This window comes from Pseudomonas sp. B7(2017) (assembly GCF_002112745.1).
In the GTDB taxonomy this organism is placed as follows: Bacteria; Pseudomonadota; Gammaproteobacteria; order Pseudomonadales; family Pseudomonadaceae; genus Aquipseudomonas; species Aquipseudomonas ekonensis.
The window spans coordinates 137,508-152,505 of sequence record NZ_NEIP01000006.1; the positions used below are offsets into that span (position 1 = coordinate 137,508).

At 63.2% G+C, this 14,998-nt stretch carries 14 protein-coding genes; 6 read left to right on the top strand and 8 right to left on the bottom strand.

The annotated features are described in order from the left end of the window. Positions 1 to 7: 7 nt before the first annotated feature. From CAG29_RS14000 to CAG29_RS14010, 3 genes are all read right to left on the bottom strand, one after another. Positions 8 to 601: an HAD family hydrolase gene (locus tag CAG29_RS14000; RefSeq protein WP_085584071.1), complete on the bottom strand. Its 594-nt coding sequence runs from the start codon at positions 599 to 601 to the stop codon at positions 8 to 10. Next, positions 598 to 1,467 carry an acyl-CoA thioesterase II gene (gene tesB / locus CAG29_RS14005; RefSeq protein WP_085584069.1) on the bottom strand — a complete coding sequence of 290 codons (870 nt, stop codon included), beginning with the start codon at positions 1,465 to 1,467 and terminating at the stop codon, positions 598 to 600. Before tesB ends, CAG29_RS14000 begins: the two co-directional genes overlap by 4 nt. A gap of 109 nt (positions 1,468 to 1,576) precedes the next feature. Beyond that, a complete protein-coding gene (locus CAG29_RS14010; RefSeq protein ID WP_085584067.1) occupies positions 1,577 to 2,146 on the bottom strand; it encodes a GNAT family N-acetyltransferase in 570 nt (189 codons plus the stop codon). A gap of 82 nt (positions 2,147 to 2,228) precedes the next feature. On the opposite strand from CAG29_RS14010, the gene CAG29_RS14015 reads away from it, so the two are divergent. Both CAG29_RS14015 and CAG29_RS14020 read left to right on the top strand, forming a co-directional pair. Continuing rightward, the gene (locus CAG29_RS14015) at positions 2,229 to 3,149 is read left to right on the top strand and encodes a histone deacetylase (protein ID WP_085584065.1); all 921 of its coding nucleotides are present in this window, start codon (positions 2,229 to 2,231) and stop codon (positions 3,147 to 3,149) included. A 270-nt stretch (positions 3,150 to 3,419) separates the two neighbouring features. Continuing rightward, positions 3,420 to 4,697 carry a TIGR03862 family flavoprotein gene (locus tag CAG29_RS14020; protein ID WP_371857680.1) on the top strand — a complete coding sequence of 426 codons (1,278 nt, stop codon included), beginning with the start codon at positions 3,420 to 3,422 and terminating at the stop codon, positions 4,695 to 4,697. 165 nt (positions 4,698 to 4,862) lie between these two features. Here the strand turns inward: CAG29_RS14020 and CAG29_RS14025 are convergent, their stop codons facing one another. Next, positions 4,863 to 6,194 carry a DEAD/DEAH box helicase gene (locus CAG29_RS14025; RefSeq protein WP_085584061.1) on the bottom strand — a complete coding sequence of 444 codons (1,332 nt, stop codon included), beginning with the start codon at positions 6,192 to 6,194 and terminating at the stop codon, positions 4,863 to 4,865. Between the two features lie 63 nt (positions 6,195 to 6,257). Continuing rightward, on the bottom strand, positions 6,258 to 7,187 hold the full coding sequence (gene yedA, locus CAG29_RS14030; RefSeq protein WP_085656249.1) for a drug/metabolite exporter YedA: 930 nt from the start codon (positions 7,185 to 7,187) through the stop codon (positions 6,258 to 6,260). A 164-nt stretch (positions 7,188 to 7,351) separates the two neighbouring features. On the opposite strand from yedA, the gene CAG29_RS14035 reads away from it, so the two are divergent. Together CAG29_RS14035 and CAG29_RS14040 are read left to right on the top strand one after the other, a co-directional pair. Then, a complete protein-coding gene (locus CAG29_RS14035) occupies positions 7,352 to 7,816 on the top strand; it encodes an Lrp/AsnC family transcriptional regulator (protein WP_085632334.1) in 465 nt (154 codons plus the stop codon). Between the two features lie 121 nt (positions 7,817 to 7,937). After that, the gene (locus CAG29_RS14040; RefSeq protein ID WP_085694664.1) at positions 7,938 to 10,868 is read left to right on the top strand and encodes a P-loop NTPase fold protein; all 2,931 of its coding nucleotides are present in this window, start codon (positions 7,938 to 7,940) and stop codon (positions 10,866 to 10,868) included. Between the two features lie 21 nt (positions 10,869 to 10,889). On the opposite strand, the gene CAG29_RS14045 is transcribed toward CAG29_RS14040, so the two are convergent. From CAG29_RS14045 to CAG29_RS14055, 3 genes are all read right to left on the bottom strand, one after another. Beyond that, positions 10,890 to 11,501, bottom strand: a complete 612-nt coding sequence (locus CAG29_RS14045) for a PolC-type DNA polymerase III (protein ID WP_085694665.1) — start codon at positions 11,499 to 11,501, stop codon at positions 10,890 to 10,892. Positions 11,502 to 11,522: 21 nt separating this feature from the next. Then, positions 11,523 to 12,002: an NYN domain-containing protein gene (locus CAG29_RS14050; RefSeq protein ID WP_085584050.1), complete on the bottom strand. Its 480-nt coding sequence runs from the start codon at positions 12,000 to 12,002 to the stop codon at positions 11,523 to 11,525. A 205-nt stretch (positions 12,003 to 12,207) separates the two neighbouring features. Continuing rightward, positions 12,208 to 12,951, bottom strand: a complete 744-nt coding sequence (locus CAG29_RS14055) for a DUF2076 domain-containing protein (protein WP_085584048.1) — start codon at positions 12,949 to 12,951, stop codon at positions 12,208 to 12,210. Between the two features lie 178 nt (positions 12,952 to 13,129). Here CAG29_RS14055 and CAG29_RS14060 point away from each other — a divergent pair, with 178 nt between their 5' ends. After that, positions 13,130 to 13,804 carry a YciC family protein gene (locus CAG29_RS14060; protein WP_085694666.1) on the top strand — a complete coding sequence of 225 codons (675 nt, stop codon included), beginning with the start codon at positions 13,130 to 13,132 and terminating at the stop codon, positions 13,802 to 13,804. Between the two features lie 75 nt (positions 13,805 to 13,879). Continuing rightward, complete coding sequence (locus CAG29_RS14065) at positions 13,880 to 14,971, top strand: endonuclease/exonuclease/phosphatase family protein (protein ID WP_085694667.1); 1,092 nt, start codon at positions 13,880 to 13,882, stop codon at positions 14,969 to 14,971. Positions 14,972 to 14,998: the final 27 nt, after the last annotated feature.

Here is a 14,998-nt window from a genome sequence, read left to right on the forward strand (position 1 = left end):
CGTCCGCTCAGGCGAACACCATCCGCCGCAGCTCGACGCAATCCTTCGCGTGCCAGTCCGTGAGTTCCGGCCATGGGTTGTCCGGCAGGTTCACCAGCACCGTCCGCGCCCCCGCCGCCCGGCCGCAATCGAGGTCGAAGCGGTAGTCGCCGACCATCACCATCTCGCTGGCCGGCACCGCCCAGGCGTGCGCCAGTTTCAGCAGCCCGCCGGGATGCGGCTTGGGCGGCGCTTCGTCGCGGCCCAGCACATCCTCCACGGCAAAGCAGTCGGCCAGGCCGATGGCTTCGAGCGTGACATGGGCCAGCTCGCGGGCATTGCGGGTCAGGATGCCGAGCCGGTAGCCCCGGGCGTGCAGGTCGCGCACCAGCTCCACCGCGCCGGAAGCCGGGGTCGAGCCCAGCGCCAGATCCCGTTCATGCTCCAGCAGCCAGGCGTGCTTGGCGGCCGCTTCGTCCGCCGGCAAGGCCGCAAGGTGGGTGAGGATGTCGTCCTCGGGCGGAATCGACAACGCCACCCGGATCGCCGCGAAGTCATGCACCGCGACGGTCAGGGTGCCGTCCATGTCGAACACCCAGTGCCGCACGTCCGCCAGACTCATGCCCAGTCCTTGCGGTGGCGGATCAGGCCTTCCTGGGTCACCGACGCCACCAGTTGCCCGGCGCGGTTGAACACGCTGCCCCGGGAGAACCCGCGGGAGTTGCCGGCCCACGGGCTGTCCATCGCGTAGAGCAGCCAGTCGTCGGCGCGCAGGTCATTGTGGAACCACAGCGCGTGGTCGAGGCTGGCGACCTGCATGTCCTTCTGCCAGACCGACTTGCCGTGGGGCAGCATCGACGTGGTCAGCAGGCCGAAGTCCGAGGCGTAGGCCAACAAGTACTTGTGCAGGGCCGGGATGTCGGCCAGGGCGCCGTCGGCGCGGAACCACACGTACTTGACCGGGTCGGCCGGCTGCGGGTTGTACGGATCCTTTTCGGTGACCGGGCGCACCTCGATCGGTTTCGGGCACAGCAGCTTCTCGCGCATGTGCTCGGGGATCAGATGGGCGCGCTGCTGGGTGATCTCCAGTTCCGACGGCAGGTTCTCCGGGCCGACGACCTCAGGCATCCGGCTCTGGTGCTCGAAGCCTTCCTCGTCGTACTGGAACGAAGCGCTGCACGTGAAGATCGGATGGCCCTTCTGGATCGCCGTGACGCGCCGGGTGCTGAAGCTGCCGCCGTCGCGCACGCGGTCCACCGAGTACACCACCGGCAGCTTGGCGTCCCCCGGACGCAGGAAATAACCGTGCATCGAGTGCACATGCCGCGCCTCTTCGACGGTCTGACTGGCCGCCGACAACGACTGGCCGAGCACCTGGCCGCCGAACAGCTGGCGGAACCCCAGGTCCTGGCTGCGGCCGCGGAACAGGTTTTCCTCGATCGGTTCGAGGGTCAGCAGATCCACCAGATCTTCCAACACTTGGCTCATTCAGACTCTCCTCACACAAAGCAAAACCGCGCAGTCTCGGCTGCGGCGGGGGATTCAGGTTCTGGCCGGGCCCTTCGGGGCGGCGGCCATTTTAAACGTCCGTGTTTGCTTATCCATGCAAGGTTTGCAGCCACTGCTCGCGGCTGATGCGGTACAGCACATGCCGGCGCAGCGGATGGCCGTCGGCCAGGCGCGGGTGATCGAAATCATCCGCCTCGGCGTGGTGCATGCCGATGGCCTGCATCACTTTCTGCGACGGCAGGTTGGACTCACTGGTGAACGACACCACCTCGTTCAGCGCCACCCGGTCGAAGCCGCAACGCAGCGCCGTCCACGCCGCTTCGCTGGCATACCCCAGGCCCCAGTGCTCCTTGGCCAGGCGCCAGCCGATTTCCACCGCCGGGGTGAACGGCGCGTCGAAGCCCACCACGCCCAAGCCCGTGAAGCCGATGAACTGGCCGGAGTCCTTGCGCTCCAGCGCCCACAGGCCATAACCGTGTTCGGCGAAATGCCCGCGCACGCGACCGATCATCGAGGCGCTTTCCAGTCGGGTCAACGGTGCAGGGAAATAGCGCATCACCTGCGGATCGGCGCACATCGCGGCAAATGCCGGCAAATCCTCGTCCTGCCACTGGCGCATCCGCAGCCTTGCGCTTTCAAGCTCAAGTATCGGCTCCATGGTGCCCCTCCGTTTCCGTGCCGCCAGTCTACATCGCTGGTAGGATCCGTGATTCTTTCCTGCGTGCCTACATGATTTCTCCATGCCATTACCGTTGATCTACCACGACGACTACAGCCCTGAGTTCCCGGCGGATCACCGGTTCCCGATGGACAAGTTCCGCCTGCTGCGCGACCACTTGGTGGACAGCGGACTGACCCGTGACGAAGACCTGCTGCGACCGCAGTTGTGCCCGCCGGATATCCTCGCCCTGGCCCATGACCGCGACTACATCGAGCGCTACATGAGCGGCGAGCTGTCGCGCGAAGACCAGCGCCGCCTCGGCCTGCCGTGGAACGAGGCGCTGGCCCGGCGCACGGTGCGGGCGGTCGGCGGTTCGATCCTGGCGGCGGAAAAGGCCCTGGAGCACGGCCTGGCCTGCCACCTGGCCGGCGGCACCCACCACGCCCACTACGACTACCCTGCCGGGTTCTGCATCTTCAACGACCTGGCGATCATCAGCCACTACCTGCTGCAGAGCGGCCGGGTGAACCGCGTGCTGATCTTCGACTGCGACGTGCACCAAGGCGACGGCACCGCCCGGATCCTGCACGACACCCCGGAGGCGATCACCGTTTCCCTGCATTGCGAAAAGAACTTTCCCGCACGCAAGGCCGAAAGCGACTGGGACATCCCACTGCCCAAGGGCATGGGCGACGCCGATTACCTGCGCGTCGTCGACGATGCCCTCAACTACCTGCTGCCGCTGTACCAGCCGGACCTGGTGCTGTACGACGCCGGCGTCGACGTGCACAAGGACGACGCCCTCGGTTATCTGCAATTGACCGACGCCGGCGTGGCCGCCCGGGACGAAAGCGTCATGCGCCATTGCCTGGGCCGCGACATCCCGGTGGTCGGCGTCATCGGCGGCGGCTACAGCAAGGACCGCCAGGCCCTCGCCCGCCGCCACGGCATCCTGCACCACAGCGCGCAGCGGGTCTGGCAGTCATCCGGTTGTCATTGAGTTGTGCTGCGTTACCCACAATCGCTGTGGAACGGCCTGTGGATAACCTGCGCGAAAGGGACTACAGCCCACGCTGACCCTGGCCTGCAGCGCGATGGTCGTTTTTTGACCAGTGCCTGACTCCGCCCGGCGGAGCCCATGTTGAATCGCAAAAAGCAAACACGGAGGGCGCCAGCCTGCTGGCGATAACGGTCTGTCCGACCCATCGATGCCGGATGTGCCGTCGCCATCGCGAGCAAGCTCGCTCCCACAGGGTTCGCGGCTGGTAGAATGCGCGCCTCTTCCCGCCAGACCGCAGCGCACGCCATGACCCAGCCCGCCTCCACCGCCCCCCACCACGTCGCCATCATCGGCGGAGGCCCCGCCGGCCTGATGGCCGCCGAGGTGCTGAGCCAGGCCGGCGTGCGCGTCGACCTGTACGACGGCATGCCCTCGGTGGGCCGCAAGTTCCTGCTGGCCGGGGTCGGCGGCATGAACATCACCCATTCCGAAGCGTACCCGGCGTTCCTCTCCCGCTACGCCGAGCGCGCACCGCAGATCGCCCCGCTGCTGCGGGACTTCGACGCCGACGCGCTGTGCCGCTGGATCCACGGATTGGGCATCGACACCTTCATCGGCAGTTCCGGCCGGGTGTTCCCCACCGACATGAAAGCCGCACCGCTGCTGCGCGCCTGGCTCAAGCGCCTGCGCGACGGCGGCGTCGTTATCCACACCCGCCACCGCTGGATCGGCTGGGACGCCAACGGCGCTTTGCGCGTCGACAGCCCCGACGGCGAAAAGACCCTCACCCCCGACGCCACCCTGCTCGCCCTCGGCGGCGGCAGCTGGTCGCGCCTGGGTTCGGACGGTGCCTGGATGCTGGCGTTGGAGCAACGCGGCGTAGGACTGGCGCCGTTGCAGCCGAGCAATTGCGGCTTCGAGGTGTCAGCGTGGAGCGATCTGATGGTCAGCAAATTCGCCGGCGCACCGCTGAAGAACATCGGCATCGGCCTGAACGACGACAAGCCGCGCCTGGGCGAATGCGTCATCACCGCCACCGGCATCGAAGGCAGCCTGGTCTACGCGCTGTCGGCGCCGATCCGCGAGGCGATCAACCGCAACGGTTCGGCCGTTGTGCACATCGACCTGCTGCCCGGCCGGCCTGTGGATAAGATCCAGGCCGCCTTGAGCAAACCCCGCGGCTCGCGCACGATGGCCAAGCACCTGCACGGCCAGCTCGGGATCGACGGGGTGAAGGCGGCGCTGCTGCGGGAACTGACCGACGCCCAGACCTTCGCCGACCCGGCGCGACTGGCCGGGGCGATCAAGGCCTTGCCCCTGACGCTGGTGAAGGCGCGCCCGCTGGACGAAGCAATCAGCAGCGCCGGCGGCGTGACGTTCGAGGCCATGGATGAACGGCTGATGCTCAAGGCGTTGTCGGGGGTGTTCTGCGCCGGCGAGATGCTCGACTGGGAAGCCCCGACCGGGGGCTATCTGCTGACGGCGTGTTTCGCCAGCGGGCGGACGGCGGGTTTGGGGATGATCGAGTGGCTGCAGCGCAAAGGCTGAAATCCAATCGCCAGCAGGCTGGCTCCCACACTGAGCCCCTGCACACCAAAAATCCTGTGGGAGCTGGCTTGCCAGCGATGAGGCCGGCACAGCCGACAACAGTGCTGGCTGACCCACCGCAATCGCCAGCAGGCTGGCGATTACAGTCTGATCAGCGCGATGGGATCAAGGCTTGCGCTTACGCGGCCCGGTGTTGAATGCCGGCACTTTTCGCACAGGCTTGATCGCAGGTTCCGACACCGCCGTGTCGCCGCTGTCCACCCACTTGCCCAGGTTGCGCTTGCCGCCGGTCACTTTCGGCTTTTTCGGTTTCTTCGGCTTCTTGATCACCTGGCCGCTGGCGTCGGTGTCCGGCACCCGGTGGTCGGGCTCGAAGTCCGGCTCGTTCTCGCGCTTGAGCGTCTGGCGCGTCAGCATCTCGATGGCTGACAGCAGGTTCACCTCATCGGCGCACACCAACGAAATCGCCTGGCCGGTGGAGCCCGCCCGGCCGGTGCGGCCGATGCGGTGGATGTAGTCTTCGGCCACGATCGGCAGATCGAAGTTGACCACCAGCGGCAGGTCTTCGATGTCCAGGCCCCGGGCCGCCACGTCGGTGGCCACCAGGATCTGCACCTCGCCGAGCTTGAAGCGGTCCAGCGCACGCTGCCGGGTCGCCTGGGGCTTGTCGCCATGGATGCCGTCGGCGTTCACGCCCAGGCCCTGGAGTTTCTCCACCAGCGCATCCACGCCGTTGCGGGTCTTGGCGAACACCAGCACCTGCTTCCACTTGTTCTTGCGCATCAGGTGCACGAACAGTTCGGACTTGCGCTTCTTGTCCACCGTCACCACCCATTGCTTGACGGTGTTGGCGGCGACGTTGCGCGGGCTGACCTCGATGCTCAGCGGATCGTTGAGCATCTGCCCGGCCAGCAGGCGGATGTCGTCGGAGAAGGTCGCGGAGAACAGCAGCGTCTGACGTTTCTTCGGCAGGGCGCGGTAAATGTTCGCCAGCTCTTCGGAAAAGCCCAGGTCGAGCATGCGGTCGGCTTCGTCCAGCACCAGGGTCTGCAACTGGTTGAACTTCAGCGCGTTCTGGCGGAACAGGTCGAGCAGACGGCCCGGGGTCGCCACCAGCAGGTCGACGCCGCCGCGCAGCTTCATCATCTGCGGGTTGATGCTGACGCCGCCGTACACCGCGTAGGTGCGCAGCGGCAGGTGCTCGGCGTACTGGCGCACGGCCTCGTGGACCTGCTCGGCCAGCTCGCGGGTCGGCACCAGGATCAGCGCGCGCACCGAGTTGGCGGCGACCTTCGGCCCTTCCATCGTCAACAGTTGCAGCAGCGGCAAGGCGAAACCGGCGGTCTTGCCGGTGCCGGTCTGGGCCGCCGCCATCAGGTCGCGGCCGGCCAGCACTGCCGGAACGGCCTGGGCCTGCACCGGCGTCGGGGTCTGGTAGCCGAGCGCTTCAAGGGCGCGCAGCAGAGGTTCGATCAGGCCAAGGGTGGCGAAAGTCATGGGAGTACCGTAGGAAAATTCAGCGCAAAGGTGCAACGAGTGTGCAATGGCGCGCAGTTTACCCTAATTCGCCCGGGTTTCTGTCGGCGCCGCCACGACCGCCGGACGCCCCGCCCCCCGCCGCCATTGCGGCAGGCCGATCAGCACCACCGCGCTGATGATCACCAGCATCGCCAACGCTTCCTCAAGGCCGATGGTCTCGCCCACGAACACGATCCCCAGCAGCACCGCCACCGCCGGGTTGACGTAGGCATAACTGGTGGCCGCCGCCGGGCGCACGTGCTTGAGCAGGTACATGTAGGCGTTGAACGCGATGATCGAGCCGAAGAAGATCAGGTATGCCAGCGCCAGCCAGCCGTCCAGCGGCGGCATGGCCTCCAGGCGCTCGCCGCTGACCGCGCTGCCGATCAGCAGCACCACACCGCCGACGAGCATTTCCGCCGCGCTGGCCATGGCGCCCTGGGGCAGCGGCAAGTGCTTGCTCCACACCGAACCGAAGGCCCAGGCCGCCGCCGCGAAGATCAGCAGCGCCGCCCCCAGCGGACTGGATTGCAGGTTGGAGCCCATGTTGAGCATCGCGATGCCGAGGATCCCCATCGCCACCCCGGCCCATTCCAGACGGGTGTTGCGCGCGCCCCAGAAGTAGCCGAAGAGCAAGGTGAACAGCGGCACCGTCGCCACGGCCAGCGCCGCCACGCCGGAGGCCACGCCCGTGTGTTCGGCCACCGTCACCGCGCCGTTGCCGAAGCTCAGCAGCAGAATCCCGATCAGCCCCGCCGCCTTCCACTGCGCCCAGGTCGGCGCCGGCACCCCGCGCCAGCGCAGGAACCCGTACATCAGGCTGCCGGCGATCACGAAGCGCACGCCGCCGAGCATCAGCGGCGGCCAGTGTTCGACGCCGAGGCGGATCACCAGGTAGGTCGATCCCCAAATCACGTACAGCGCAAAGAACGCGGCAATCAACGGCAGGGAAAAACGGCGCACGGCAGACATGGGAGCAGCTCGACATCAAGGCAGGGAGACCGACTATTCTAGAAAGGCCAACCGCTAAAAATAAGTTACAAAACCTGTTTATCGCACCGGTACACTTTTGAAATCACGGAGATCGCGTCGATCAGCCATCCTTTCGAAAGTCTGACCTTTTCAGGAGTCCGCCCATGGACAAGTACGACCGCATGCTGCTCGGCGCCCTGCTGGAAAACGGTCGCGCGTCCTACGCCGACCTCGCCCGCAAAGTGAACCTCTCCGCCCCCGCTGTGGCTGAGCGCGTGGCCAAGCTGGAGGCCAGCGGCGTGATCACCGGCTACCAGGCGAAAGTCGACATGGCCAAGCTCGGCCTGCCGATCCGCTGCGTCATCGAACTGCGCCTGAACCAGCACGGCAACCAGAAGGCCTACGACGACCTGATCAAAATTCCGCAGCTCACCGAATGCCACCGCGTCACCGGCGACCCGTGCGTGATCATGCAGGCGGCCGTGGGCTCGATGCCGGAGCTGGAGCAACTGATCGACCGGGTGGCGAAATTCGGGTTCAGCAAGACGTCCATCGTGCTGTCGAGCGCGATAGAGAAGCGGGTGCCGCTGGGGCATATCGAGGGTGCGCCGAAAAACCCGGTCGACTGAGCGAGCGTTTGAGGCTCCGTGGCTTGGGTAAACGCTCGGGCGCAGATAACATTCTGATATCACGCTGGAGGGCCACCGTCGTCGGTCCCACGCAGCCATCGGGAATCCACAAGGAAAGAGAATGCGCTTCTCGGAATACAGCAAAGGACTGCGCGGCAGCGAAATCACCCCCCTCCTGCAGTTTTTCCTCTCCGGCATCCTCGCCGGCGAGGCCTGGGCCATCGGCCGGATCATCGGGGTTCTGTTAAACAAACATCTCGTCTCGTTGCAACTAGATGTCTGGATCCTCGCGCTTGCGGCATTCGGCGTCGCTTCCTGCCTGATCTTTGCGGTCAGCCGAGGCGCCCTCCAGGCATCAAGCAAGCTGATCAAAAGCTGCCGGTTCGACTTGCTGCTCGTCACCCTGCTCGGCTTTTACCTTTCGTTCAGCAGCGACGGGTTCGGCAACGAGTTCTATGCAAAATACCTGGAGAAGCTGAACTTCTCGCAACTCGCCTGCCTGTCCGCTTCACCGGTGATCATCGCGTGGGTCGCGATGATCAGAGCCTTTCTGCAAACGTTCCGAAAAGGCGAAGCTCACCCCTACTTCATCAGCGACCGCGAGATCGAGAAGTCAGAGGAAGATCTACTGGACATCAAAGATCGGGCCGACATTTTCGCAGAACGCGTCCTAAACGGTGGTTCATCCGAAAGCCTGGTATTCGGCATCGATGCGCCTTGGGGGGCGGGAAAATCGAGCTTCGTGAAGCTTTGCTGCAATTACTGGAAAAATAAAGGCGGACGCATCATCGTCCATCACTTCGAGCCTTTGCGCTACGAAGATGGTACAGACCTTACAGAGAAATTCATCGACGATCTCATTAGCACGATTCAACAGCATGTTTTCGCCCCGTCGTTGCGCCCGCTATTCAAGCGTTATGAAAATCTGGTCAAGGACAAGAAAAAGACTTCTTTGCTCGACATAAAAACGACGCTTTCGCTCAACAGCGACTCGATAGACTCGACTCTTGAGGAAATGAAGTTTGTCCTAAAAAACATCAATGCAAGAATTATTGTCGTTGTTGACGACCTTGATCGCATGCATTGGTCATCGGCCAAAAGCATTCTGTTTTCAATAAAACGCAGCTTTCAGCTCCCTGGCATTAACTATGTTATTTGCTATGACACTTCGAAGATAAACGTCACACCGGAAAACGCGGACTCTGAAAAAACCCAAGAATTCCTCGAGAAATTCGTCAACATCAAAACAAGCATATTCCTCAGCGCTCAAGACCTCGCAGACTTTGTATTACGCTACTTTGATAGCGCCTTGAGCAAACCCCTAAACCTCTCCATCGACGCAGCCGACAAACTTAAACTACTGTCCCGCGAACTGACTCACCTATTCAACGACAAAGATTTTCACCAGTACACTCCGTTCATCGGCGACATTCGCAAGATCAAGCGACTGATTAACACACTGGTGCTTTTAGACATCGACAAAATCGACTTCAACGAGAACGACTTCAACAAACTCGACATTCTTCACCTGACACTGATCTTCATCTACTCGCCTGCAACTTTTCGAAAAATTTACGAGAGCGAAACCAGTGGAAAATCCGGAACATTTAGCTGGACAGCAGAAGGCAACAAGCTAAAGAACTCTGACTTCTATGAAACTTTCAAGACACAACTGGTCGTTACCCCAACTATACATTTCCTACTATCCAGGATATTTGACGCACCTAAAATGGACGCCGACCACTTTTCGGAGTCCGAGACGCGATCTAGGGCAGTTTTCCAAGGGAAGAGCCGCCCTCTGGAGAGACACCTCCATCTGATCGCCAAACTTTCCAAACCCATTTCATGGGAATCCCATCGCTTTCTTTTGAACAAAAAAGACAAGCTTTTCAAGACCACGACCATCAAACCCTATCTGGATCAGATTTCCGTACTTCCGCCGTTGGACAAGGAGTCGGGACAACATGAATTCTGGCGGATCGTGGCAAACCACAGCGGCACGCTTGAGACAGAGAAGGCCGTCACGATCATTGACTATCTGATCGACACGCTACCCAACCACTCATTGTTGGGTGGCGATGAACTCAATGACTTTCGCAGCACCGCTGTCCGGTACATCGCGAAGCTCCTTGACGAGAACATCACCAGCCAGGAAAAGAACTCCGCTTCGCATCTTTCACCGGCGGAATCCGCCATCGTCAAACTCGTCTACGGGGACGCAAAAGGAAACGCCGGGATCATCGAGAGACTGGCCTCGCCAGAGCGAGGAGTCTTGGGACTGCATGACCTGATGACTTTCAGGCACTACTGCACGATCAAGACCAAGCGCAACCGCCTTTGGCAGGCACTCATGCTGCACGGCAATGAAAAGCCGCTACACTCGGGCCATGTCGAAGAGACGAAAGACCAAGCCCGAGAAATCAGTCAGTTCATATTCAACCTATTCAAGCAGCAATACATCGAAAGCGGCAAAAACATACTTGAAGAAATCAATACGACAGACCCACTCAAACTATTCGGCCGCTACGAAGAGATCTTCACACTTTCAAAGAACACTAAAACCTGGGAAGAAAAGATAAAACACAAAAAACAGGATATAAAAGACACCCTCCTGTCCAGGCTTGGAAACGTAATCATCGACGACTGCGGGGTCTTCGACGAAAGCGGCCAAATGGACAAACACGGAATCTCCAAGGCCTTTTCGGAATACCTGTTTTCTGTTTGCTTCGACCCGAAAAGCTCCGATGGCCTACTTCACTTCTCCGAATACCTATTAAACTTCGCAAACAACACTCTCAAAGACGTCAACAATCCAAAGGATGAGTCCAGTCTCTCAGCCCTTTTGAACAACCTCGACAGGGTACAACTTGGACAGTATTGGAAGAGTAACCATGAGGCTATAAAAGCAAGAGCGGTCATGGAAGAAGGCAGAGTCATCTACAAAACCTATTCGAAACCCTCCTTCCGCACCGACCTGCCCCTTGCCTTCCGCGCACTGGACAGCCTGTTCTTTCCAGAGAAAACCACCCTCACCGAACCAGAAACCCCGTGACCTGACAGAACGCCCGCAGCGCTACCCCACCCGGCAGCGCTGCAGATGATCCCCCACCTTCGCCGCCGGCACCTTCTGCAACCGGCACAGCCAATCATGGGAGATCTCCCGCACCCCGTGCCGGTTGCGCAGGTCGTCCGCCATGTGGGCCAGCAGGTTGGCCGCCATTTCGGCGTCGGCCATCGCCCGGTGGGCCTGGCCGGTGTGCGGCAGGTTGGCGAAAGCGGTGAGCGTGCCGAGTTTGTGGTTCGGCGCCGCCGGCATCAGGCGTCGGGCCAGCAGCAGCGAGCAGGCGAAGTTCTGCAGGCGGGTGCGTTTGATCCGGCCCAGTTCGAAGTCCCAGAACTTCTGGTCGAACGCGGCGTTGTGCGCCAGCAGCGGCGTGGTGCCGACGAATTCGTTGACTTCGTTCATCACCTGCTCGGCCGACGGCGCGGTGCGCAGCATGGCGTTGCTGATGCCGGTCAGTTGTTCGATGAAAGCCGGGACGCGCACGCCGGCGTTCATCAGGCTTTGGTAACGCTCGACGATGCGACCGTTCTCCAGCATGACCACGGCGATTTCCGTGGCGCGGCAACTGCTGCTGGGCGAGATGCCGGTGGTTTCGAAGTCGATGACTGCAATGCGTTCCAAACCGGGTGGGCTCCGTTCAAATCAATGCTTGAGCAACAGCGCGCCGTCGATCGGCACGTAGCGGCCGGCGGCGCGTATCAGTGAGTTGGCGGTCAGGCCCGGCACGCCGTAGGCCACCGTCTGCACGCCGTGCTTGTGGGCGACGCGCTCCAGCAGCATGTCGAAATCGCCGTCGCCGGAGGCCAGGACGATTTCGTCGACGTGGTCGGCGGCGTCCATGATGTCGAGGGTGATGCCCACGTCCCAGTCGCCCTTGGCCGAACCGTCGCTGCGCTGGATGTAAGGCTTGAGCTTCACGGTGAAGCCCAGGTTGCGCAGGATCTGCTGGAACTGCTGCTGCTTGCTGTCGCCGCGGTCGATGGCGTAGGCGTAGGCCTCGACGATCTGGCCTTGGCGGCTGACGTCCGCCCACAGCGCCGCGTAGTTGAAGTGGCAACCGTAGGCCTGACGCACGGTGTAGTAGAGGTTCTGCACGTCGGCGAACACTGCGATTTTTTTCACCGGAATACCTGTGGGCGCCAACGCGCATGAGCCGGATCAGGCGCCAGGCCCGAAAAAGGCGCTCAGTATGCCAGTAAACGGCAATGTGGCGAGGGCGCGGGCTCTCGCCGGGCTTCGAAGCAGCCGCGTCTTCCAAGAGACAGGCCTGCTGCGCAGTCCGGCGGGAGCCCGCGCCCTCGCCACAAGGTGCTGGGTTTACCGTTGGTCAGACGTAGGAATCGTCGTCATCGAAGAACGACGAGTTGTCGTCGCTGTAGTCGGTGTCGGTGAAGCCGCCCTGGTCATTGCCCGCATAGCGCTGCTCGTCGCCCCAGCCGTTGTTGCCCTGGTCGCTGGCCGGCTCCGGCACTTCCTTGATCACTTCGACGATTTCCTGCGGCTGCTGGTTGTGGCTGAACAGGCTGCTGATGCCTTGCGCCAGCATTACCCCGCCCGCCACGCCGGCGGCGGTCTTCAGGGCGCCGCCGAGGAAGCTGCTGCCCGCCGAAGGGGCGGCCTGCTGCGGGGCGTAGCTGGATGGCGGGGCGCCGAAGTTCTGCTGCGGCGGCGGTGCGCCGTAGTTCGACGGGGCCGGTTCGCGCCAGCCGCCGGTGGCCGGCGCGGCGCTCTGGGCCGGTGCGGCCGCCGGGCGCGGGCTGCCGCCGAAAATGCTGGACAGGAACCCGCCGCCACTCGGGGCCGGCGCCGCGGTCTGGGCCTTGGCCGATTGCAGTTCGGCCTGCAGGCGCTGAACCTGCTGGGTCAGTTGCTTGTTCTGTTCGTCGAGGCTCTTGAGGGCGGCCTCCTGCACCAGAATCGCCTGGGTCATGAAATAACCTGCGGCCGGCTGGCGCGTCAGGTGTTCCTTGATCCGCGCCTCGGCCTGGGCGTCGCGCGGGGCTGCCTCCGTCTCGGCCTGCTGCAGGCGGGAAAACAGTCCATCGATCAGGGTTTGTTCTTCGGTGTTCATGGCGACCTCACAGATTGCCGGGGATAACGTCGCCCCCGTCCACATCGGTCGGGGCGCCCCTCCGTAATGGAGGCAGCGGCAGAATGTTTCAATGGTCTTTACCGAACGTTTACGTTTGCGCAGCCGAAGGCGTCATCGGTTAAAGTGAGCCACTGTTTTTGACCTGCGATACCGACTGATGAATGCCTTCGATGTGCTGCGCGACTCCCTGTACTTCTTCAAACGCCATCTGGGGCGGATCGTCCAGCTGTGCCTGCCGCTGGTGATCTTCGAGGCGTTCCTGCAGCAGATGGTCGACCGCGCCGGCGACCCGGACAATGTCTCGGCCATCAGCGTGATCGTCGGCCTGTTGGTGTACCCGCTGTACACCGCCGCCCTGATCCTGTTCCTCGACGCCCGCACCCGCGGCGAGTCCCCGCTGATCCGCGACCTGTTGGCCATGTCCGCGCGCCTGTGGCCGCGCTTCGCGGTGCTGACCGCCCTCAACACCCTGCTGATCCTGCTCGGCCTGTCGCTGTATTTCCTGCCGGGGCTGTGGCTGATGGTCACCCTCGCGTTCGGCGAATACCTGCTGGTGCTGCGCGGCTTCGGCCCGCTGCAGGCGATGAAGGAAAGCCTGCGCCTGACCCGGGGGCACTTCCTGCGGATCCTGGGCTGCATCCTGTGCGTGATGGGGCCGCTGTGGCTGCTCAAGGGCATGACCCTGCAGGTCTACCCCGAGCCGCAGAACCCGCTGGTCGCGGTGCTGATCGACAGCGCCCAGAGCTTCCTGCAACTGTTCACCAGCGTGGTGCTGTTCCGCCTGTTCATGCTCATCAGCGAACTGCCCGACAAGCGAAACGGAACGGTCTGACCGCTCTGGCCTTGGGCTCGGCGACGGGTCTCGGGTATGCTCGGGGCCACTTTGCAGAACGCGATGCGTTGAGCCATGACCCGACTGCTGCGCTACATCCTGTTGCCCGTGCTGTTCGTCGTCGCCCTCGCCGGCACGGCGCTCTACAGCCTGACCTGGCGCCCCGACGCCCGGGAAACCCTGCCGGTCAACTGCACCGGGCAACCGCCGGTGCTGGTGCCCGGCCAGGCGCTCAAGGCGATGACCTGGAACGTCCAGTACCTGGCCGGCAAGCGTTACGTGTTCTGGAACGACCTGGCCCACGGCGAGGATGAAGCCCCGACCGCCGACGACATGGCCTTCAGCCTCGACGAGGTGGCGCGGGTGATCCGCGACGAACAGCCCGACATCGTGCTGTTGCAGGAACTGGACGACGGCGCCAAGGCCAGCGGCTACCAGAACCAGCTGAAGCTGTTGCAGGAACGCCTCACCGACCTCTACCCGTGCAGCGCCCATGCCTTCGACTGGAAGGCCGATTTCGTTCCCGACCCGCACATTTTCGGCAGCGTCGGCCGGCAGCTCGCCACCCTCTCCCGCTACCGCATCGAACACGCCGAACGCCTGCAACTGCCGGTGGCGCCGGCCAACGTCATCAGCCGCCAGTTCCAGCCGAAAAACGCCTTGCTCAGCACGGCGCTGCCCCTGAGCGACGGCGGCCAACTGGTGGTGCTCAACACCCTGCTGGAACGCGCCCGGCCCTCCACAGAGGCTTCCGCCGACACCGCCCGGGCGCAGGTGGCGGCGGTGGCCAAGGTGCTCGACAAGCACGAAAGCCACGGCATCGCGTGGCTGATCGGCGGCGACTTCAACCTGTTGCCCCTGGGCCAGTACCGGCGCCTGCCGGCGGAGCAGCGCACGCCCTACGCCGCCGACAGTGCGCTGCACCTGCTGTGGGACAAATATCCGATGATCCCGACCAACAACGAGGCCGGCGGCATCGACCGCGCCCGATGGCTGACCCACTACCCCAACGACCCGGCCCTGAACGGCCCGGACCGCACGGTGGATTTCCTGTTCCACAGCCCGAAGGTCAAGCGGGTCGAGGCCCGTGTGCGCCAGGACGACACCTTGCGCATCTCCGACCATTTGCCGGTGGTCGCGCGGTTCCTGTTGCCTCCTACTCCCTGACCGCCGTCATCGCGAGCAGGTTCGCTC

Excerpts from the sequence above, each read along its gene's own strand:
- CAG29_RS14000 (WP_085584071.1), bottom strand. The coding sequence starts at position 601 with ATGAGTCTGGCGGACGTGCGGCACTGGGTGTTCGACATGGACGGCACC.
- tesB (WP_085584069.1), bottom strand. The coding sequence starts at position 1,467 with ATGAGCCAAGTGTTGGAAGATCTGGTGGATCTGCTGACCCTCGAACCG.
- CAG29_RS14010 (WP_085584067.1), bottom strand. The coding sequence starts at position 2,146 with ATGGAGCCGATACTTGAGCTTGAAAGCGCAAGGCTGCGGATGCGCCAG.
- CAG29_RS14015 (WP_085584065.1), top strand. The coding sequence starts at position 2,229 with ATGCCATTACCGTTGATCTACCACGACGACTACAGCCCTGAGTTCCCG.
- CAG29_RS14020 (WP_371857680.1), top strand. The coding sequence starts at position 3,420 with ATGCGCGCCTCTTCCCGCCAGACCGCAGCGCACGCCATGACCCAGCCC.
- CAG29_RS14025 (WP_085584061.1), bottom strand. The coding sequence starts at position 6,194 with ATGACTTTCGCCACCCTTGGCCTGATCGAACCTCTGCTGCGCGCCCTT.
- yedA (WP_085656249.1), bottom strand. The coding sequence starts at position 7,187 with ATGTCTGCCGTGCGCCGTTTTTCCCTGCCGTTGATTGCCGCGTTCTTT.
- CAG29_RS14035 (WP_085632334.1), top strand. The coding sequence starts at position 7,352 with ATGGACAAGTACGACCGCATGCTGCTCGGCGCCCTGCTGGAAAACGGT.
- CAG29_RS14040 (WP_085694664.1), top strand. The coding sequence starts at position 7,938 with ATGCGCTTCTCGGAATACAGCAAAGGACTGCGCGGCAGCGAAATCACC.
- CAG29_RS14055 (WP_085584048.1), bottom strand. The coding sequence starts at position 12,951 with ATGAACACCGAAGAACAAACCCTGATCGATGGACTGTTTTCCCGCCTG.
- CAG29_RS14060 (WP_085694666.1), top strand. The coding sequence starts at position 13,130 with ATGAATGCCTTCGATGTGCTGCGCGACTCCCTGTACTTCTTCAAACGC.
- CAG29_RS14065 (WP_085694667.1), top strand. The coding sequence starts at position 13,880 with ATGACCCGACTGCTGCGCTACATCCTGTTGCCCGTGCTGTTCGTCGTC.